Genomic DNA, 20,429 nt, shown 5'->3' with positions numbered 1-20,429 from the left:
ATCTGGCTTACCAGACAGGCATTTCATCCTGGAGGAACGGGTTGTGTATACGCTCGTAACCCAGCGTCGACATCGGGCCATGTCCAGGAATAAACGTCACATCATCGCCCAGCGGCAATAATTTCTGTTTAATCGACTGAATCAACTGACCGTGGTCACCGCGCGGGAAGTCGCTGCGTCCTACGCCACCTTTGAAAATCACATCACCGGAAATCAGCAAACGCGATTTATCATCAAAGAAGACGATATGACCTGGCGTATGCCCAGGACAATGCAACACCTGTAAAGTCACATTCCCTACGGTAACGCTCTCCCCTTCGTTCAGGTAAGCGTCGGGTGTCAGAGGTTGACACTCATCAAGGCCAAACATGCGGCTTTGGGCAGGTAACCCTTGCAGCCAGAACTCATCTTCTTTTTCCGGGCCAATCACCGGCACACCGTAGTGTTGCGCCAGCTCCGCCGCAGCCCCCACATGATCAAGATGACCATGGGTCAGCAAAATCTGCATCAGCGTCACACCCGACGCTGCGACTTCTTGCTTGATTTTCTCGGCGTCACCACCGGGATCGACAAGCGCGGCCAGTTTGGTTTGCTCACACCAGATTAATGAACAGTTCTGGGAGAACGCGGTAACCGGAATAATACGATAGTTCATACTGCTCCTGTATTTCGTTATTACCAGTGCCGAACGGGCCCGGTATCAATATGCACAAAGTTGCTGCTGGGGTAATATCCTACACCACCTGCACGCATAGATAACGCAGCTTTGCGAATATTGGCTAACGAAACGCCTTCAATATGAAAATCCATCGCCTGTCCTTTAGTGTGATAGCTTTTTTTGGCTACCCCACGGCTACGGGCGCGCAATTCATTGTTGGTATCAAGAGAGCGATAACCGGAAACGAGTTGCACAGGCTTGCTGGTTCCGAGCAGGCCCTGGAGGCGGAAAAGCTGATCAAATAATCCAGGATCGATGGCTTTTATTTTATTCGCGCGGAAATCACGGAAAAAATGGTTTAGTTTTGCTAATTCATCCTGAATATAGCCTCTGCCATCGAAAAATTCCGCTTTAAGCGACTCACCAGTATGCAGATTGTTGAGCGTTAAAATACGCGGACGAGGTGTCGAGAGGGTGGCAAATGCTGGCGTAGGCAAGATGGCCGCTGCGCCAAGCGCAACACCACCTAACGCCAGCAGTTTGCGGCGATTAGCGTCAAATTTGTCCATGATAATCAGGTCTACAGGTCAATGTTTATCGTATATATGCTTAGCGCACGAAGGGCACCTTAACTGGCAAAACAACCTACGTCAAGGCGCCCAACCCCAGTAAACACGCGGCTTACAGCCATATTGCCACGCATTCACCATAACTTACGACAATCAATTTTCCCGAACTACTTCATTTACCTGATTAATTGTTCAGCTTTTGGCAAAATTTGTGCGCCCGATCGCGCAGTGAGATCGTAATTGTAAATATCTGTACGATACTGGGTACGCCCATCTTCGCCAACAAACGCGGTCAGATAGTAAAGATTAACCGGAATATTGTGTCGAATATTAACGTAGCGTGTATCTCCTTGTTTCAGCGCATCGGATATCCGCGTATCGTTCCAGCCCGCATCCTGCAACAGCATATTCGCAAGTTCAGAGGCTTTATTGACGCGAACGCAACCAGAGCTGAGCGCGCGGGTATCTTTCTGGAACAGGTTGTGGTTTGGCGTGTCGTGCAGATAAATCGCTTCCGAACTTGGCATGTTGAATTTGTAACGCCCAAGCGAATTATGCGCGCCAGGTGCCTGCTGGAAACGGAACGGCAGGTTAGACGCCGTAATGGTTGACCAGTCAACCATGTAAGGGTCAATCGCCTCTTTGCTGTTCCAGCCGCGCATTACGGTATAACCATGACGTTCCAGATAGCCTGGGTCATTCCACAATTTGGGCAGGATATCCTTACGGGCAAGCGTTGGCGGTACATTCCACGGCGGGTTAACCACGACGTTATTCAGGGCGCTGCTCATCATTGGCGTTTTACGGTCCGGGCGACCCACAATCACGCGGGAAGCCAGCACTTCGCTGCCGTTCTGGTAATAGACTAGCGAGTACGCCGGAATATTCACCATAATGCCAGTCGATAATGTGCCTGGCAGCAAGCGCAGACGCTGGATATTCAGCGCCAGCACGCCTGCTCGCTGTGCCGGGGTGACATTCAGCCAGTCGCGCGTTGATTGCCCAATAACACCGTCTGCACCCAGCCCTTGTGCGGCCTGGAATTGCTTAACGGCAGCCACCAGCTCGCGGTCGTAGGCAGCCGGTTTATCACTGATGACCTGCACGTTTTTCACTTTTGCAGGTGCGGACGGGCTTACGACTACGCTCTGTGGGTCATCTCCGGGTAAAGCGATTTTTGGCCCGCCCTCCAGAATACCGGAACGTCGAAGAATTTCGCGCAAGGCTGGCACATCACTGCTCCACTGCCCCGGCCGCAATGAGCCTGCGCCACGTAGCTGCGGCCACGGACGGGTATCAGACACCAGCGTAAGCAACGACTGATGCATAGGGGCATACTGTGGATGTGCCGGAGCCAGGCTTGCAATAAAGCCCGGCAAATTGCCGTTATCCAGCGACAATTGCCACTGGTTAATCACCGATAAAGCGGGGGTTGCCAACTTGTAAGGCTTGTCGCTGTAGAGCCAGCGATTACCATTGACCGGAATTCCGGCGACAAACTGGAGGTAGCCCATCATGGCGTCTGACAGCACGATGTCACGCGCCTGGCCGGTCACAGACGGATCGGTCAGCAGTTCAACCCAGGCGGTAAATTGTGGCTGGAAACCGGCGATAGCAACCTCTGCCAGCTGTTGCTGGAAAGCACGAACCGCATCGCGATTGTCCCACATGGGCTTCATATCGCGTGCAGCATAGAGCAGCGTCAGTTGGTTGAGATACGCAGGTTGGTAACCAGAAGGCAGCCCCGTCAGAAGCTGTTGCTGGAGTGATTCAATGTTTATGCCTTCTGGCAGCGGCTTAATACCGGCCATGATCGCCGTCGCCGGAGATTGCTCCAGCGGCTGAGACAACGACGTTGGCTGCGCGCCTGTCGTCGCAGAGCTGTCAGTCGGCACAATTTCAGGCTCATCAGCCTGAGCGCTAAACAGTGGAGCAAACATCACTGCCAGGCACAAACTCAGTGCAGACAGCTGACGACCACGAATTTTCTTTAGCAACATCCCTTGCCCCCTGTTTTCTTACGACATGCCCATCATACTGGGGCTTTTCTTCATTATAGGAAGGCTAAAACAGTGTTGCCTTACCTTATGTAAAGAAGTTTAAAGATAACGCAGCCGTAAGCACAAGTTAAGTGAATAAAAAAAGCGGCGCTTCTGCGCCGCCCTTTGTAACAAAACGCGTTATGACGCGTCAGCCGTTCCTGGCATCGACTCCGGCGGCTGTGGCGCAAAACCACGCAACCCGACCACGTGTACGTGTTCGCTGTTCTGGAATACTTTACGCACCAGCTTATAGGTTGTGCCTTTTTCCGGGCTGATGTTCTCAGGTGCTGCAATGATGAGCTGCATATCCAGACGATCGCAAAGCTCAAACAGCGTGGCAATAGAGCGGGCATCAAGACGTGCCGCTTCATCAAGGAACAGCAGACGACATGGAGAGATATCTTTGCCGCGCAGACGACGCGCTTCATCTTCCCAGCTCTGAACAACCATCACCAGAATCGACATACCTGTACCGATAGCTTCACCGGTAGAGAGTGCGCCAGATTCCGCACGCAACCAGCCGTCTGAACCACGGTTAACCTCAACTTCCATTTCCAGGTAGTTACGGTAATCCAGCAGCTCTTCACCGATGGTTTGCGGGGTACGTTGACCCATATCGATCTGCGGATTCAGGCGCTGATACAGCTTCGCCAGCGCTTCTGAGAAGGTCAGGCGGTTGCTGTTGAACAGATCCTGATGCTGCTCGTGCTGTTCAGACAATACATCCAGCAATGTGGAGTGGGCTTCACGCACGTTCACGTTCAGGCGCACGCTGTTCACCTGGCCAAAGGATACGCTTTGCAGCCCCTGGTTCAGCTGACGAATACGGTTCTGCTCGCGCTGGATAGTCTTACGAATAATGTTCGCCACACTGCGGGAACTGATCGCCAGCTTCTGCTCACGTGAAGTCAGCTCTTCCGTCAAACGGCCCAGCTCGATTTCCATCTGTTCAATGGCTTCAACCGGATCGTCAGTACGGATGATATCCTGACGGATACGCTCGCGCAGATGCTGGTAAACCGCAACAAAGAACTGAATTTTACGCTCAGGGCGTTTTGGATCTTCCGACATACGCAGCACATCGCGCAGGTGTTCGTTATCCGCCACCGCCAGACGCAGGGCACCCAATGCCTTATCCGACATAGAGCGCAGTTCGTCAGCAGAAAGATAAGCCAGCTCACGACGGTGCAGACGACGTTCAACGTTATTGTCTTTCACCATACGCATCACCGCGCACCAGCCCGCCTTCGCAGTCACCACCTGTTCACGCATCTCAAAGTAATCACGCTCCAGCTTACGCAGACGACGGGTCAGGTTATCCATCTCGGCTTCGCAGAAGGTCAATGCTTTTTCCAGCTGATTACGACGCGCGCGGTTGTTGCTGAGCTGGCCATGCAGCTCGTCACGGCGAATGCGCGCGCGCTCTTCGGCGCCGCTGTCAGCACGCACGCCAATATCCTGAAGCTCTTTATGCAGGTCGTTTAACAGCTCTTTCTTGGTGTCGAACGAGCTTTTCAGCGAGGCCATGACCTGGCTGTACTGGCTGAGCTGCGCGGCGTGGCTACGCAACGCCTCACGCGCGCGGGTACGCTCTGCTTCGGCGTGTTCAAGACGCTGGCGCAGTTTCTCGTTAAGATCGCTGTTGCCGCTCAGCATTTCTGCTGAATCGGAGTAGCCAAAGTGAGCACGACGCTGAACGACTTCGGTCAGCGCAAATGCCTGCTGACGCGCTTCGCGTTGCACCTGCTGAGACCAGGCGTAATCTTCTTTTAACTGTTCAAACTGTTCAGGGTCGCTCTGCAATACCGAGACAACAGGCTCCAGCTTCGCCAGCTGGTTTCCATGCTGCTGCACAAAGCGCGCAGCTTCCTGTGCTTCGTCCAGGCGTTCCTGAATTTCATCCACACGATCAGCAAGGGTGTCGTCTGCCAGCAGGTTCAGGCGCGGCAGAATGCGGTTCAGCGCGGCAACGCCCTCTTTCGCCTGCTCAAATTGTGCACGACTCTGCTGGTTATCACTTTCATGATTGGCAATGGCACGCTCCAGCTCGCCACGACGCGTGCTGAGCTTGCGAATTTCGGCTTCCGGGTCAGCGTCAAAAGCAACGGCCAAATGGCTACCGATAAAGCGGCTGAACGCCTGGTGCAGACGCTGCGTTTTCTGTACGTCAAACGACAGGGTTGCAAAACGTTCAGAAAGCGTTTCACGCTCGGCGTGCAGGCTTTCGATGCGGTTTTCACGCGCTGCGCGGCCAAACAATGGCAGTTCAGGGAAGCGGGAATAACGCCACTGGCGGTCAGCGATTTTCACCACTACCGCTTTTTCCAGCTCATCAACGCTGAACACGCTGTCATCGAACGACTGCGGATCCCCTTCGATCAGATAGAGATCTTCCGGGCAATCTTCCAGGCCGGCGAGCTGATCGGCAATCAGCGACAGATCCGGGACAACAATCGCATTACGTGACGGGCCATACAGCGCGGAGAAGTAAGGCGCGTCATCCAGACCCACATCGTCGTAAATCTCAGACAACAACACGCCGCCAAAACGCTCTGCCAGGGTATTCAGGCGTGCATCTTCCGCACCACCCGGCTGACTTAAACGTTCGATTTCGTCGTCAACTTCACGCTTGCGTGCGCCGACTTCATCACGCTCAACAATTGCCTCGCGCTCGCGCTCCAGCAGTTGTTGCAGATATTCGGTGACTTCCTGACCGGAGGCAAACTCTTCACCGCACTGCTCGCTAAGCTGACTCAGGCTACTTTGCGCCGCAAGCCAGACTGGTGCACGCTGCAACAGCGTCTGTGAGCGGGACTGAAGTTGTTCCATCTCCTGGCGCAGCGTCATGCGCTGTTCGCTCGCGCTGGATACGGTGTCGGAAAGCGCGGCAATACGTGCTTCCAGCTCCTGATGCAGCGTCTCGAGAGAGTCAATATCGTAATTTTTGCCCTGACGCTTGCAGAAATCGGCCAGCAGACGCTCGGCTTCCTGTTGTTCGCGCAGGCGTTGTTCCAGTTCGTTCAGACGCATCCGTAGCGGCTGAACCTGCTCAGCCAGATGGCGTTGATTCACGCCGTCGCGCAGCAATTCGCGGGCAACGTCCCAGGCTTCGTTACGCGCCAGCGGGCCGTTAATTGCCACAACCAGTTGATACGCCTGCTCAAACTGGCTATGCGCCGTCTGAGCCACACTCATTTTCTGATCGAGAGACAGCAGTTTTTCGGTCGCTTCCTGCTCTTTCGCCTGGAAGGTATCCAGCCATTCGTCAGCGCTGTCCGGCGTTAAGTCTGGCAGATGGCACAGCTCTTTCGCACGTTGTAACGCCTGCAATGCCTGGGTGTACTGAATTGCACGTGTCTGCTGAACATCCAGCGCCTGCTGGTAATCGGCAAGTTGGCTTTTCAGCTCATCCACTTCCAGTTCGGCGGCTTCGGCGCGGGCTTCGTTTTCTTCCTGCATGTCGGCGGCTTCGGCCACCACTTCATTTTGCTCTTCGAGACGGATTTGCAGCTCATCGAGATCCGCTTCGTAGCGCTCGATTTTTTCCTGCTGACGCAGCGCAGTCTGCACCAGGTTCAGGTGATCGCTGGCTGCCTGATAATCGGCCTCCAGGTCCCCTTCCGCACCATTGTGCTCGCCCAGCTCACGCGCCATTTCAACGTGTTTGTACTGCTCTGCCACCAGCTGTTTGCGGGAAGTGAACAGTTCGCGACGATACTCAAGCGCCTGGTCGAGATGCACGCGCCGCTCGTTAGCATGACGCATGTAATCTGCGGCCACGTAGTTGGTGGCTTCGCTGATCAGATGTTTAAACAGGTCACGATCGGACTGAGTAACGCGAATGGCTTCCAGCGTCATGCGGTTTTCACGCAAGGCTGCTTCCATATCCTGGAAGGCTTTACGCACGCCGCTGTTCTCCGGCAACAGGTAGTCGCGCAGGGAGCGGGTAATGGCGCTGGAAATACCGCCGTACAGCGAGGCTTCGATCAGACGGTAATATTTACTACGGTCAGACGCAGTGCGCAGACGACGAGCCACCACGCCCAGGTCGAACATTAGCGAGTGGTAATCGGTAATGGAGTTGAACTGCTTGAACTGCACGCCTTCGATAGTTTCGAGCTTATCTTTTAGCTCTTGCAGCGTCAGCACGCGAGCCTGGCGTTCGTTCAGTGTTTCCGTCAGCAGCGCGGTCGGCTGCACAGACGTTGGCAGCCCCTGGATCGCAAAAGGTTTGATATCCACTTTACGGTCGCGCCCGGCGACCTGCTGTAAACGCACACCCACAACGACACGCTGGTGTCGGGAGTTAATGACGTCCAGCACGGAATAACAGACACCAGCTTTCAACTTACCGTGCAGACCTTTATCACGGGAGCCGCTTGTTGCCCCTGCTTCGGTGGTATTACGGAAGTGCAGCAGCGTTAAATCCGGGATAAGCGCTGTGACAAACGCCGCCATGGTCGTGGATTTACCCGCACCGTTACCGCCGGAGAGCGTCGTAACCAGCTCATCCAGATCGAAGGTTCGGGCAAAGAAGCCGTTCCAGTTAATCAGCGTTAGTGAGCGAAATTTACCGCGTTCAATCATTACTCTTCCTCCCCGCTATCCGCCTGGTTCTCTTCATGCTCTTCATTGAGCTGCAATTGGTTTTCCACCGGCATCGCTTCACCATCACGGATCATGCGCAGCTGCGCTTCACGGGCATCATCGCCCGCACGTACATCTGCGCCAAAGCGGAAGACGGATTCGGTGATGCGGAACTTGCTGCTGTCATGGCCCATAAACCAGACCATACCCAGACGACGCAAGCGGTTCAGGGAAGAGCGAACTTTTTCCTGTAATTTCTGGCGATCGAGATCCGACCCCGTAGAGCGGTTATTCACCAGCTTGAGCAGTTTGCTTTCATCTGCCAACGACAGCAGCTCGTCGTAAAGCTCCTGCTGGGTAAAGATCCCTTCATTTGCCAGACGTTCCGGGCTGAGATAGAGATAGCAAAGAATTTTACCGACCATCATGTCCAGCTCAGAAAGCACTGAGCGGGGAATAAGCGTTGTAGAGCGCGGACGCAGGTAGAAAAAACCCTCCGGCGCACGGATAAGTTCAACGTTATAGCGCGCGTAAAACTCTTCCAGGTACTCCTGGAAATCCATCAAAAAGGCGTGATTATCCAGCTCGTCAAGGCCAATGTGACGACCGGCACGCAGCTGGCTGTCCAGCGCCGGAAACAACGGATTCGCCAGCGCCTGTGCCAGCTTAACTGGCATCACTTGTTCAATATTTGTCAATGACATGCGCCTGTACCTTGGCTCCGTAATCGTTAATCGGCTGCCATTTCGGCGGCAGGCCGGTGAAATCTGCTTGTGCTACGCCCAGGCGAACCGCCTGATCGACAACAATACGTGCAATATCGAAATGGCGCGCACGTGGATATTGCGCCAGATAGTCGCGCACCACGAGCCCGAGATCCAGCGGCACTTGTCTGGTTTTGTAGACCGCGAGCTGCTCTTCGATCATCGCTGCAAGTTGTTCGCGAATTTCGTTGAATTCTTCGTATTCGAGATCCGGTGGCAGTTCCCCTGTCACCTCTTCATCACGCAGCGCCATCTCTTCGTCACGCATATCGAGCAGACGATCGGCATTGGCGTAAGTCAGCGCCCATGGTGCATCAAAATAGGTTTGCACCGACTGACGCAGACGCTGGGCAAAGACGCGGTTTTTGTCCATATCGATCGCGGTACGGATAAATTTATGCACGTGACGATCGTAGCCAATCCACAAGTCAATAGACTGCTGGCCCCAGCTGATAATACGGTCGAGTTTGCTTTGCAGATCAAAGACCAGACGATCGACAAAATGCAGATCGTCGTGCGCCAGCGTTGCATCCTGAATGCGCAGCAGGTTGGCCTGAAGCTTATCGCCTGCCGCTTCCAGCGTATCCTGCAATTCACGCAGCGTACCGGACGTTTCTGACAGCAAAAGTTCACAACTGGAAATCGCCGCGCGCCAGTCTTTATTCAGCAGTTGACCGATATCGTCTTTCACCTGCTGCTGTTGTTCGTCCATCAGACGCTGGGTCAGGTCGATACTGTCGAAAATTTCCGCCACCGAATATTTCAATGGCGCATAGACGTTGCGGTGCCAGTGGAACTCATCGCCGTTTTCATCCGCCGCATCAGCGGCACGCTTAAGTTCGCCTGCCACGATGGACAGCTGCATAGAAAGGCGCAGCGTGGAGAATTCGCGCTGGCGGATATAGTAATCGGTGATGCCAATGCCCAGTGGCGTCAGACGATAAATGGCGTTTCCTTCCGCCTGCTCGCTGGTAAAGCGGTTCAGCAGACGTTGACGCACCATATCGTTGATCGCGTTGTTGGCACGCACGCTAATGGTTTCGCTGGTTTGCTCAAACGCATCACTGACATGGCGGAACGCATCCACCAGTTCACCCTCGCTCATTTCTCCATCCAGACGCTCGCCGTTCAGCGTAGCAACCGCCAGCAGGAAAGAGAGACGGTCTACCGGCAGCGTGATGGAGAAATCATTTTTCCTGGCCCAGGCAACCAGTTCGGGGACTGTCTGGGAAAATTCACTCATAGATTATCCTTGCTCTGCGGCTTGCGCGCGGTGACGTGAATGTAGCGGCCAAGGCTCAGGTAAGGCTCCTGGCGGCAATACCGCGTTTCTATTTCTGTTAAGGCATCTAAGCAGTCATGCTGTTTTTGTTTATCACGCAGATAATCATGAAACACCCTCACGCCTGTTTTACCGGTGATCTCCCAGCCGATCTCCTCCAGCCAGCCGTAAACCTGCTGCGGTTCGCGCGGGAAATCCGGTGAAAGCGTGCGCCGTTTCTTTTTATACATACCCTGCTGCACGTAGCCAAAATTGCCCACCAGTACGTTACGCATCAGCAGGCCATTTGCATTGTAGAACATCAGCGATAACGCACCGCCAGGGCACAGCATCGACCACAGCGTTTTTAAGACCGCTTGCGGTTCGGCCACCCATTCGAGCACAGCATGAAACAATATCAGATCAACCTGAGTTTCCAAATGCTGCGGGATGTCCTGAGCGGCGCAATGTATAAAATGCATGTTGTCGCTCACACCTTTCTCTTCTGCCGCACGTTGTGCTCGCGCAACCATCTCTGCAGACAAATCACAAAGCGTGACGTGATGGCCCCGCTGAGCCATCAGTATGGCGGTCTGACCTTCCCCGCCACCGGCATCCAGCACGCGCAACTTGCGGTCACCGAAATCAGCGAGCAGCTTGTCCAGATCCTGCCAGAGGATCGTCTGCCGTAGCTGACCTTTGGTGGTGCCATAAATGTTGCGCGAAAACTTTTCCGCGATGTCATCAAAATTGCGATCCCGCATTGGGAGAGTTCCACTCGCTAACAGCAAAACCGCTATTTTGTCATACCCGGGCGGAGAATGAACCTCTCTGGTGTAAGATCACAGGTAATCGCCTGCTGTATGGTCAAAAAAGGAACCAAAAAGGATGCTTTTTACCCTGAAAAAATACATTGGGGGCATGATGCTTCCCCTTCCTCTGCTGCTGATGCTTATCGCACTGGGCCTGGCGCTGGTGTGGTTTAGTCGCTTTCAGAAAAGTGGCAAATCGCTCATTACGCTCGGCTGGCTGGCGTTGCTGTTGTTAAGCCTGCAACCCGTCGCAGATAGCTTATTGCGCCCGATTGAAAATAAGTACCCGACCTGGCAGGGAAATCAGAAAATCGGATTTATCGTGGTGCTGGGTGGCGGTTACACCTGGGATCCGCAGTGGGCGCCAAGTTCAAACCTGATCAATAACAGCCTTCCCCGGCTAAACGAAGGTATACGCCTGTGGCTGGCGAATCCGGGGGCCAAGATCATCTTCACCGGGGCGGCGGCAAAAACGAATCCGGTCAGCACGGCAGAAGCTGGCGCCAGAGTCGCTGAATCGCTGGGCGTGCCGCGTTCATCTATCATCACACTGGACAGTCCAAAAGACACGGAAGAAGAGGCTGCCGCGGTGAAACAGGCCATTGGCGATGCGCCGTTCTTACTGGTGACATCTGCGTCGCACCTGCCCAGGGCGATGATTTTCTTCGAAAAACAGGGTTTACACCCGCTGCCGGCACCCGCTAACCAGATGGCTATCTCTGCGCCTCTTAACCCGTGGGAACGGGCGATCCCGTCCCCGGTATGGTTGATGCACAGCGATCGCGTGGGCTACGAGGCGCTCGGGCGCATCTGGCAGTGGCTGAAAGGCTCATCAGGCGAGCCAGGGCAGGAGTGATTTGGTCGCGAGATCGAAGTTGGCGCGATTAAATCGCCCGGTATTGACCAGTTGCGCCACTTCATCCCATAACAGATAGAGCCAGCGCCGCCAGATAAATGCCTCAGCAACTGGCGCGCGTTGCAGGTAATGCCACAGTAACCCTTCAGCGAAAGCGCTGTCGTTTAGCCTGAACAGCTCGAACTCACGCGGTGCCCAGAGCATGACCCCCGGCCCAACCATCGCCAGTAGCTGATCGCTGCGGGAGTCTTTTAACATACTGCGCAGGGTAAAATTGCCATGGATCAGCACACAGTTGTCGTTAAACCCTTCAAACAAAGCCGGTAAGCACTCGCGGGTGCGAAACAGGATGCGTTTATCCTGCATGGTCAGACCGGTATTGCTGTACTGATTAAGCGTACCCCATAACACTTCAACCCGCTGGCGATACCAGAGAGGCCACAGATTTTCCTGTGTGCTATCGACGGCGCCCACCAGACCACGGCTGTCCTGCCGATGCCATGCGAGCAGAGCTTCGACAATCTGATCTTTCAGCTGTTCCCAGCGTTCCGGCGTACGTGCCGGGGCTTCAACGGACACCCCGCGTAACCGTTCAATCAGCAGTACATCCGGGCCGGGGTGTTCTTCGTGCGTCATTACGCCGTATACCGTTGGCATCCGCACCGTTCCTTCTCGTGCCAGCATCGACATTTTCCAGGCCAGCTGTCTGGCGACACCCGGCGAGGTAAAACTTCTGGCCATCAGCGGCATTGGGTTTCCCTGACTGTCATACAATGCCCATAGCGCGGTGTCTGCCTTCTCATTCACGCACTCAACCCGGCTTAATTTTTCGCCAAGCAGATGGCTAAGTTCGGCACGCAGCTGTTCCATATGAGATTACCCCCATCAAGACTACTGCTTTTATAATGAGCGTGGTGGCGACGGTTGTCACCCGAATGAGATCAATTATGGGAAAGAAAAAGGAGAAAAGCCCAGGCGGTTAAACATCCCCCCAGGCGAGGGGATGCTGAGAGATTAACGCAGCTCTGCGCGAACGCGTTCGAGATCTTCTGGGGTATCAACCCCTGTGCCAGGGACTTCCTGAGCAACGGCAACATGGATCTTCTCGCCGTACCACAGCACGCGAAGCTGTTCGAGCATTTCGATATGTTCCAGCGGGCCTGGCGCCCAGGTCACATAGCGGCGGATAAAGCCTGCGCGGTAGCCGTAAATCCCCAGATGGCGCAAGAAGGTATCGCCAATTGTCTCTTTCGACGCCGCAAAGCGATCGCGATCCCACGGGATCGTCGCCCGGGAGAAATAGAGGGCATAGCCTTCTGCGTCCATCACCACTTTCACCGCATTCGGGTTGAACGCTTCTTCAGCGTGGTGAATAGGCACCGCAAGCGTGGCCATTCCCACCTTACGCTGGGCCAGATTTTCTGCAACCTGGCGGATAATTACCGCCGGGATCATCGGCTCATCGCCCTGCACGTTTACAATGACAGTATCGTCACTGAAGCCGCATTTTTCGACCACTTCAGCCAGACGCTCTGTACCGGACTGGTGATCGACACGGGTCATGCACACTTCGCCACCCGCTGCTTCTACAGCCCGGGCGACATCAGGGTGATCGGTTGCCACGATAACACGATCGGCACCCGATTCGCGGGCGCGATCGAGGACATGCACAATCATCGGCTTGCCGTTGATATCCACCAGCGGTTTACCTGGCAGGCGCGTTGAAGCATAGCGCGCAGGAATAATGACAACAAAACTCATGGTTTGCTCTCTTCTGCCACCAGTGAACGGGCTTCGTTTTCCAGCAGAACCGGAATACCGTCACGCAGAGGGAAAGCCAGGCTGTCCAGTTTGCAAATCAGTTCTTGTTTATCCTGGCTGTAGTACAGTTTGCCGTTGCACACCGGGCAGGCAATAATTTCAAGTAAACGGTGATCCATAGTTCCTCCGTATGGGTAATCCCTAAAGCTTAACACAATCCCTTTTCAGGGAGTGCCTGTTTCCCAGCCACTTCGACAGGCTGTAAACAGCCCGTCAGGTAAACGCCCCAGCGTCACTTCCCGGGCACCCTGCCAGACGGCAAAATCCGTAATTGCGGTTGCTAACCCTTTATCAAGCGTTGCGGTCACTTTTACCCCCTCTTCAAGATAGAGGGCGATAACCTCGAGTACTCCCGTTTTGCGGTGCATCTTGGCATCCATACGCCCGACCAGTTGCCCTTTGTGCAGCAGCGGTAGAACAAAATAGCCGTACTGACGTTTTGGCGCCGGGGTGTAGCACTCCAGCCGGTAGCTGAAATTAAACAACTGCTCGGCACGTTTTCTGTCCCAGACCACCGGATCAAAAGGTGAAAGCACCGCGCTGTGCGTCGCCTGGAGTTTACCCTCCTGAGCCTGCGGCAACAGGGGCAGCAAATCAGCGTCCAGCCACATCTCACCAAGCGTTTCGACTTCAACCGGGATAACACGCTGCGCCTGGTGCCACATGTCCAGCAGAGGTTTTAGCACTGGCTGGCGAAGCCGGTAGTAATCCGCCAGCCACTGTGGGCGAAAGATCCCCAGACTTCGGGCGCTGTTTGCCAGCATGATGGCTTCAGCATCCCCCTGCGAGAGCAGATCGCGCTGGTCATCCCAGTGCGGCATTACGCGATGCGTGAGGTCATACACCCGCTGAAAATTGCGGCGTTCTATCACCATCACCTTTCCTGAAGTAAACAATCCTTCAAGATGGCGTTTGTGCGGTTTCCACTCCCACCAGCCACTCGCCCCTTTTCGTGGATGCTCAAAATCAACCGAACGAACCGGGCCGTTTTCCTGTATATGGGCAATAAGTTGTTCGATTTCAGCGGCGTGCTCCCGCATCCACTCCTGGCGGTATTTCCAGCCCATTTTATCCGGGGAGAGCATCCGGTGACGCACCAGCGAAAAATCGCTGCGCGGCAGAAAGCAGGCTTCATGCGCCCAGTACTCCATTAACTCGCCCTGGCTGAGCGCATTGTCCAGCCACTGAGGCTGATACGCCCCCAGGCGGCTAAACAGCACCAGATAGGGGCTACGGGCCACGATGTTAATGGTGTCGATTTGCAGCAGAGACATACGCTGCACGGTGGAAAGAATATCGGAAGGTTGTGCGCGGCGACGAGGCTTTTTCAGCAGCCCCTGCGCGGCAAGATGTAAGTTACGTGCGGCTGAGAGTGAGAGTTGCGGTAGAGACATGCGTTTTCCTGTCAGTCAAAGCGCCACCAGAACCGCGTTTGCGATTAATGCACCAACGCAATCAGGTCCTTTAGCAATTGTTCCGGTTGCTCACCGCTGAGTTCAGCGTCAACCGGCAGATACCACCAGTTCTCTTTTGCAAAGGCGCGGCATTTCACCGAGTCTTTTTCTGTCATGATCAACGTCTGTCCGGGAACGGTGAAGGCTGCAACCTGTTCCGGCACGAATGCCTGATGGTCGGCCAGCGGAACACGCCTCTCAAGCCTTGCACCGCATTGTTCCAGAGTAGTGAAGAAGCGAGGTGGATGCCCAATCCCCGCCATTGCAACCAGAGCCGGAAGTAGTGCAACAGCCTTGCGCTCCCCGGTCAGCAAATTCACGGCCAGACCGGGATGGAGATGCATAGGAATTTCGCCCTGCTCCGCCACGCCACCATTCACAATGACCGCATCAACTGACTTCAGTCGTGAAGCACGTTCGCGCATCGGCCCGGCGGGCAACCACCAGCCATTGCCAAAACGACGAACGCCATCAATGACCACAATCTCTTTGTCACGCGCCAGTGCGTAATGTTGCAGGCCGTCGTCAGTGATGATGATTTGTACGTCATGTTCAGCCAGGAGAGCCTGAACCGCTTCGCTACGCACAGGCGACACCGCAACCGGCGCACCTGTTCGCTGGTAGATTAAAACAGGCTCATCACCAGCTTCAGCCGTCGTGGTGTCGGATGTCAGCAACAATGGGTACTGAGCCGCTTTGCCACCGTAACCGCGTGACACTACCCCAACGCGAATACCGCGCGCTTTAAGTTGTTCCACCAGCCAGATAACGACCGGCGTTTTGCCATTTCCACCGGCAGTCAGGTTACCGACCACCACAACAGGAACCGGCGCACGCCAGGCACGTTTTATCCCCATACGATAAAGCAGGCTAATGACGCCGCTCACCAGGCCATAAAGCCAGGAGAGCGGCAGAAGCAACAGCCACAGTGGGGATTCACCTGACCAGATGCGTGCGATCATTCGCCAAACTGCATCTTGTGAAGTTGGGCGTAAACGCCACGATGTGCCAGCAGATCGGCATGACTGCCACGTTCGACAATCAGGCCATCTTCAACAACAACGATTTCGTCGGCCTGCTCGATAGTCGACAGGCGGTGTGCAATCACCAGTGACGTGCGGTTCTTTTGCAGTTCATCCAGCGCAGACTGAATGGCACGCTCAGATTCCGTATCCAGCGCAGAGGTCGCCTCATCCAGAATAAGGATTGGGCTATCACGCAGCAGTGCGCGCGCAATGGCGATACGCTGACGCTGACCACCCGAGAGCAGTACACCGTTCTCACCGATGACCGTATCAAGACCGTTATCCATTTTGTTGATAAAGTCCATCGCGTAGGCCATGCGTGCAGCGTTTTCAATCTGCTCGCGGCTGTATTCTTCCGTACGTGCATAAGCGATGTTGTTGGCAACTGTATCGTTAAACAGATGAACGTTCTGGGACACCAGCGCAACCTGATTACGCAGCGATTGCAGTGTGTATTCCCTGAGGTCGTGACCGTCTAACAGGATCTCACCTTCGTTAATGTCGTAGAAACGCGTGATCAGGCTGGCAATAGTTGACTTACCTGAACCAGAACGCCCCACCAGCGCAACGGTTTTACCCGCCGGAATATTCAGGCTGATGTTGCGCAGCGCAGGGGTTTCACGGCCCGGGTAGGTGAAGGTGACGTTACGGAACTCAACGTCACCCTGGGCGCGTTCAATGACACGTTTGCCTTCGTCTTTTTCCTGTTCGGAATCCAGGATGCTGAACAGTGTCTGGCAAGCCGCCATACCGCGCTGGAACTGCGCGTTCACGTTAGTCAGTGATTTCAGCGGACGCATCAGCGCAATCATCGAGGAGAAGACCACGGTGATCGTACCGGCAGTCAGGGTTTCCATCACGCTTGGGAAGCTTGCGGCATACAGAACAAATGCCAGTGCAAGGGATGCAATCAACTGAATGACCGGGTCGGAAATAGAAGAGGCCGACACCATTTTCATCCCCTGGAGACGCATTTTGTTGCTGACCTTATCAAAGCGTTTCGTTTCGACTTCCTGACCGCCGAAAATTAACACTTCTTTATGCCCTTTCAGCATCTGCTCTGCGCTGGTCGTCACCTGCCCCATAGTGTTCTGCATGTTCTTACTGATATTACGAAAACGTTTAGAAACCATGCGGATTGCAATAGAAACAATTGGTGCCAGAACAATGAGGATGATCGACAGCTGCCAGCTGTAGTAGAACATCATGATAAACAGGCCGATGATCGACGCGCCTTCACGCACAACGGTAATCAGTGCGCTGGAGGATGACGATGCCACCTGCTCTGAGTCATACGTGATACGTGACAACAACGTCCCGGTAGACTGCTTGTCAAAGAAAGAGACGGGCATCCCCATCATATGACTGAACAGCCGACGACGCATGGTCATAACCACTTTTCCCGATACCCATGAAATGCAGTAACTGGAAATATAGCTGGTGATACCGCGTAAGATCATCAGTCCGACAACCACCAGAGGCATCCATAGCAACACTGAGCGATCCGTTTTACCAAAACCGTCATCCAGTAACGGTTTGAGGAGCGATAGCATAAAAGTATCGCTGGCTGCGTTGAGGATTAACGCTACGCCCGCCACGATCAAGCCTGTTTTAAAAGGTGCAATCATCGGCCAGAGTCGGCGGAACGTTTGCCACGTGGAGAGATCTTTGTCGTTATGCATTCAAAAAACCAGCACTTGTTGAAATAGCCGCATATTCTACCCGTTATCTACTGGCTCGCCAAACCACTGATGATACCAACGCTGTAAATATTGATCGCGTAAGCGGCGGATTTGCCAGCTATGTTGCGAAAAAGTCACGGAGATTTGTCCAGATTGAGGTGTATCCAGCCATAAATAGCCCTCTTTTCTGTAACGTCCGACCACTTTTACCGACGGAAATCGCCATGCGTTATAGCGTGCTGCAGAGGCCAACGCAACTTTTCCGTCCGTGCGCTGAACCAGTGGCAGTGAGGAAGAGGTATTGCTCCCATGATGAGGCACCTGAATGAGTGTAGACGTAAGATAACGCCAGTGATGGCTTACCATCGCCTGTTCAGCCTTAGCCTCAATATCGCCCGTCAACAGAACGCTCTGCCTGCCATCATCGATTTTTACCACGCAAGAGCGATTATTACCCGCTACAGACAGATCTTCAGGTGGCCAGTGAACGGTGAATGTTAACCCATGCCATCGCCACTGTTGACCACGGAAACACGGAAGATGCCCCGCCCAGCGCAGTGAGCTTCTTATCCACATGACCGGCCAGACTTTTTGTAATGATTGCAGGCCCCCGGCATGATCAAGATGCTCATGGCTCACAATGACACCGTCGGGGGCCAGGTGATGCCAGCGTAGCCAGGGAATAATGATCTGCTGGGCGCTATCACCGCCTGGCCAGGCAAGCCCGGTATCGTAAAGAATCGCCCTGCCCTCACGTTCAATAACCATAGCCAGCCCCTGTCCCACATCCAGCATATGCAGCGTCCAGCTATCATTTTTCATCGTTCTCCAGAGCGGGAACGTCAGTAAAACAGTACCCGCCAGGCACACCGCCGGCGCTGTTTTCCAGATGTGCAAGCGCCAGCCAAGAACGGCGAACCAGGGCAGCAGTGTTAGATACTGCCAGCGTTCATCGATGTCCTGCCATCCGTCGGGTAAATGCATCAATAACCAGAAAAGCAACGCCATTGATTTATCCGCCGCGAGCCAGATAGCCATTTCCAGAGCAGCTAACGGCAACAAATGCAGTAACAGGCCAAGCAGGATCAGTGGAACAGAGATAAACGTCACCAGGGGTACGGCAAACAGATTAGCCACTAGTGAAGAGAGGCTGAATCCATGGAAAATCAGCACCTGCAATGGCAACAGCAGCAGCAACATCCCCACCTGTAGATACAGCAGATGTCCCAATGGCCGTAACCAGTGGGTTAGTCGCCAGGGCGGCAGCGGTAACCACTGATACCAGAATATCAGTGCCGCTACGGCAAAAGCTGACAATACGAGGCTCTGGGAAAGTACAGACATCGGGTCGGCAACCAGAATGGCTGCCACGCAGCATAACCAAACCTGCCAGGCTGACCAGCATCGCCCGCTGAGTCGTAATGCCGCAAAGGTTGCGAGCGAGATAACCGTACGTAACGCGGGCGGTTGCAGGCCTGTCAGCCACGCGTAGAAGGCGGCAAAAAAAAGCCCCGCCAGTAAAGGCATTCGCCAGTTAATGAAGTGGCAGGGTAAGAAAAACTGCACGCCCCGGGCCAGTAGCCATACAACTGATGCAGCAAGTGCAATGTGTAACCCGGATATTGCCATCAGATGTATCGTGCCGGTCTCACGCATCAGATTATTGATTTCCCGGGACACTGCCAGACGCTCTCCCATCCCCAGGCCCAGGATCACCGGCCCCCAGTGATAAGAAGAAAGTGTGTTTTGCAAAGAAGCCAGATAGCGTGAGCGTAAACTACAGGATCCATCGACAATTTCTGCCGCTGTAAATCTGCCGGTCAATGTCTGGTGCCGGGCAAATGCATTTCGCTGTGAATCAAAGCCGCCATCATTTAACTCACCATGTACGGCCCTGAGGCGCAGTGTCAACGCCCAACGCTGCCCTGCGCAGGCTGGCTGCGGTAACTCATTGCCGTATAGCACCACGCCAGTTGCGGGCCACCAGCGCTTTCCATTCAGGGAAACAATCGTTCCTTTATGGGTCGTTGCACCATCCGTTTCAGTGATCACCACCTCAGCCTGTTGTGCTCCGTGGGTTAAATGCTGCATCGGCCAGACGAGCTCCATTGCCGACAGTACTGCCCAGGAAAAAAAGAGCATCCACAGGCCTGTAAAGCGCATTCCCGTTAACCGGTGTAATGAGAATAAAACCCCTGTCGCGATCATCACCCATACCCCATGCATACCTGGCAACACGGGCAACCAGAGCAGTGGTATTACTGCCAGAATCACGCACATACTGATCGTCGGTATCCCCATCACAACCTCCCTGTTTTGCAGGAGTATGTGGCTGTTAAGGGTGAGAGTCAGGCAGAGAAAGTGAGAACGACAGCGGGCGCTGTAATGAATTTTTCAGTTTGCAGAAAAGCGGATACAGAATTGCGAGGCATCTTCAGAATAGAATAACGTCAAACAAAAAAAGCACCCTAAGGTGCTTTCTTTTTAACCCAGTTTAACCCTGAAAGCTAAACTCAGTTGCCATAAATATTGGCGCGATCGCGCAGTTCTTTACCTGGCTTAAAGTGCGGAACGTATTTACCTTCCAGCTCTACTTTATCGCCTGTCTTCGGGTTACGCCCGGTACGTGGAGCACGGTAGTGCAGAGAAAAACTTCCGAAACCGCGGATTTCAATGCGCTCGCCCTGGGCAAGAGTGGTGGCCATATGCTCCAGCATCTCTTTAACAGCATCTTCCACGGCCTTCGCCGGGACATGCGGTTGCTGACTGGCAAGTCTCTCAATCAATTCTGACTTGGTCATGATTCCTCCGGTTCCTTCAAACCAATTAGCTGAACAGCTCATTAAACAAGGGCGGCCGTAGCCGCCCTTTGTTATTGATTACAGGACGAATCCTGCA

General features: G+C 54.1%; 16 protein-coding genes. 1 reads left to right on the top strand and 15 read right to left on the bottom strand.

The window, feature by feature from the left end:
• Positions 1 to 7: 7 nt before the first annotated feature.
• The 7 genes from ACS603_RS09260 to cmoM all read right to left on the bottom strand — a co-directional run bounded on the left by ACS603_RS09260 (position 8) and on the right by cmoM (position 10,645).
• On the bottom strand, positions 8 to 655 hold the full coding sequence (locus tag ACS603_RS09260) for an MBL fold metallo-hydrolase (protein WP_182060249.1): 648 nt from the start codon (positions 653 to 655) through the stop codon (positions 8 to 10).
• Between the two features lie 20 nt (positions 656 to 675).
• Positions 676 to 1,227: a peptidoglycan L,D-endopeptidase MepK gene (gene mepK / locus ACS603_RS09255; RefSeq protein ID WP_182060248.1), complete on the bottom strand. Its 552-nt coding sequence runs from the start codon at positions 1,225 to 1,227 to the stop codon at positions 676 to 678.
• 176 nt (positions 1,228 to 1,403) lie between these two features.
• Entirely contained in the window at positions 1,404 to 3,227 is a 1,824-nt protein-coding gene (ldtD, locus tag ACS603_RS09250) for a L,D-transpeptidase (protein WP_315688242.1), read from the bottom strand.
• A 180-nt stretch (positions 3,228 to 3,407) separates the two neighbouring features.
• Entirely contained in the window at positions 3,408 to 7,856 is a 4,449-nt protein-coding gene (mukB, locus tag ACS603_RS09245; protein WP_474944137.1) for a chromosome partition protein MukB, read from the bottom strand.
• Complete coding sequence (gene mukE / locus ACS603_RS09240; protein ID WP_014069595.1) at positions 7,856 to 8,560, bottom strand: chromosome partition protein MukE; 705 nt, start codon at positions 8,558 to 8,560, stop codon at positions 7,856 to 7,858. Before mukE ends, mukB begins: the two co-directional genes overlap by 1 nt.
• Positions 8,541 to 9,863 (bottom strand): chromosome partition protein MukF, encoded by a 1,323-nt coding sequence (mukF, locus tag ACS603_RS09235; RefSeq protein ID WP_182060245.1) that lies wholly within the window; start codon positions 9,861 to 9,863, stop codon positions 8,541 to 8,543. Before mukF ends, mukE begins: the two co-directional genes overlap by 20 nt.
• The gene (gene cmoM, locus ACS603_RS09230) at positions 9,860 to 10,645 is read right to left on the bottom strand and encodes a tRNA uridine 5-oxyacetic acid(34) methyltransferase CmoM (protein ID WP_014069593.1); all 786 of its coding nucleotides are present in this window, start codon (positions 10,643 to 10,645) and stop codon (positions 9,860 to 9,862) included. Before cmoM ends, mukF begins: the two co-directional genes overlap by 4 nt.
• A gap of 124 nt (positions 10,646 to 10,769) precedes the next feature.
• On the opposite strand from cmoM, the gene elyC reads away from it, so the two are divergent.
• Positions 10,770 to 11,549, top strand: coding sequence for an envelope biogenesis factor ElyC (gene elyC, locus ACS603_RS09225; protein ID WP_474944136.1), 780 nt, complete (start codon positions 10,770 to 10,772; stop codon positions 11,547 to 11,549).
• Here the strand turns inward: elyC and ACS603_RS09220 are convergent.
• From ACS603_RS09220 to ihfB, 8 genes are all read right to left on the bottom strand, one after another.
• Entirely contained in the window at positions 11,526 to 12,419 is an 894-nt protein-coding gene (locus ACS603_RS09220) for a YcbJ family phosphotransferase (protein ID WP_182060243.1), read from the bottom strand. The genes elyC and ACS603_RS09220 overlap by 24 nt on opposite strands.
• A 144-nt stretch (positions 12,420 to 12,563) precedes the next feature.
• Positions 12,564 to 13,310: a 3-deoxy-manno-octulosonate cytidylyltransferase gene (gene kdsB, locus ACS603_RS09215; protein ID WP_182060242.1), complete on the bottom strand. Its 747-nt coding sequence runs from the start codon at positions 13,308 to 13,310 to the stop codon at positions 12,564 to 12,566.
• The gene (gene ycaR, locus ACS603_RS09210) at positions 13,307 to 13,489 is read right to left on the bottom strand and encodes a protein YcaR (protein WP_006174474.1); all 183 of its coding nucleotides are present in this window, start codon (positions 13,487 to 13,489) and stop codon (positions 13,307 to 13,309) included. Before ycaR ends, kdsB begins: the two co-directional genes overlap by 4 nt.
• Positions 13,490 to 13,534: 45 nt before the next feature.
• Complete coding sequence (locus ACS603_RS09205) at positions 13,535 to 14,764, bottom strand: winged helix-turn-helix domain-containing protein (RefSeq protein ID WP_182060241.1); 1,230 nt, start codon at positions 14,762 to 14,764, stop codon at positions 13,535 to 13,537.
• A gap of 44 nt (positions 14,765 to 14,808) precedes the next feature.
• Positions 14,809 to 15,786 carry a tetraacyldisaccharide 4'-kinase gene (gene lpxK / locus ACS603_RS09200; protein ID WP_474944135.1) on the bottom strand — a complete coding sequence of 326 codons (978 nt, stop codon included), beginning with the start codon at positions 15,784 to 15,786 and terminating at the stop codon, positions 14,809 to 14,811.
• A complete protein-coding gene (msbA, locus tag ACS603_RS09195) occupies positions 15,783 to 17,531 on the bottom strand; it encodes a lipid A ABC transporter ATP-binding protein/permease MsbA (RefSeq protein WP_182060239.1) in 1,749 nt (582 codons plus the stop codon). Before msbA ends, lpxK begins: the two co-directional genes overlap by 4 nt.
• Before the next feature lie 36 nt (positions 17,532 to 17,567).
• On the bottom strand, positions 17,568 to 19,832 hold the full coding sequence (locus ACS603_RS09190) for a ComEC family protein (protein ID WP_474944134.1): 2,265 nt from the start codon (positions 19,830 to 19,832) through the stop codon (positions 17,568 to 17,570).
• Positions 19,833 to 20,044: 212 nt separating this feature from the next.
• Complete coding sequence (ihfB, locus tag ACS603_RS09185) at positions 20,045 to 20,332, bottom strand: integration host factor subunit beta (protein WP_014069584.1); 288 nt, start codon at positions 20,330 to 20,332, stop codon at positions 20,045 to 20,047.
• Between the last annotated feature and the right edge of the window lie 97 nt (positions 20,333 to 20,429).

Source organism: Enterobacter sp. Li2LvB3 (assembly GCF_056156645.1).
Note: the sequence above shows the minus strand (reverse complement) of the source record. Positions and strands in the feature narration are given on the sequence as shown.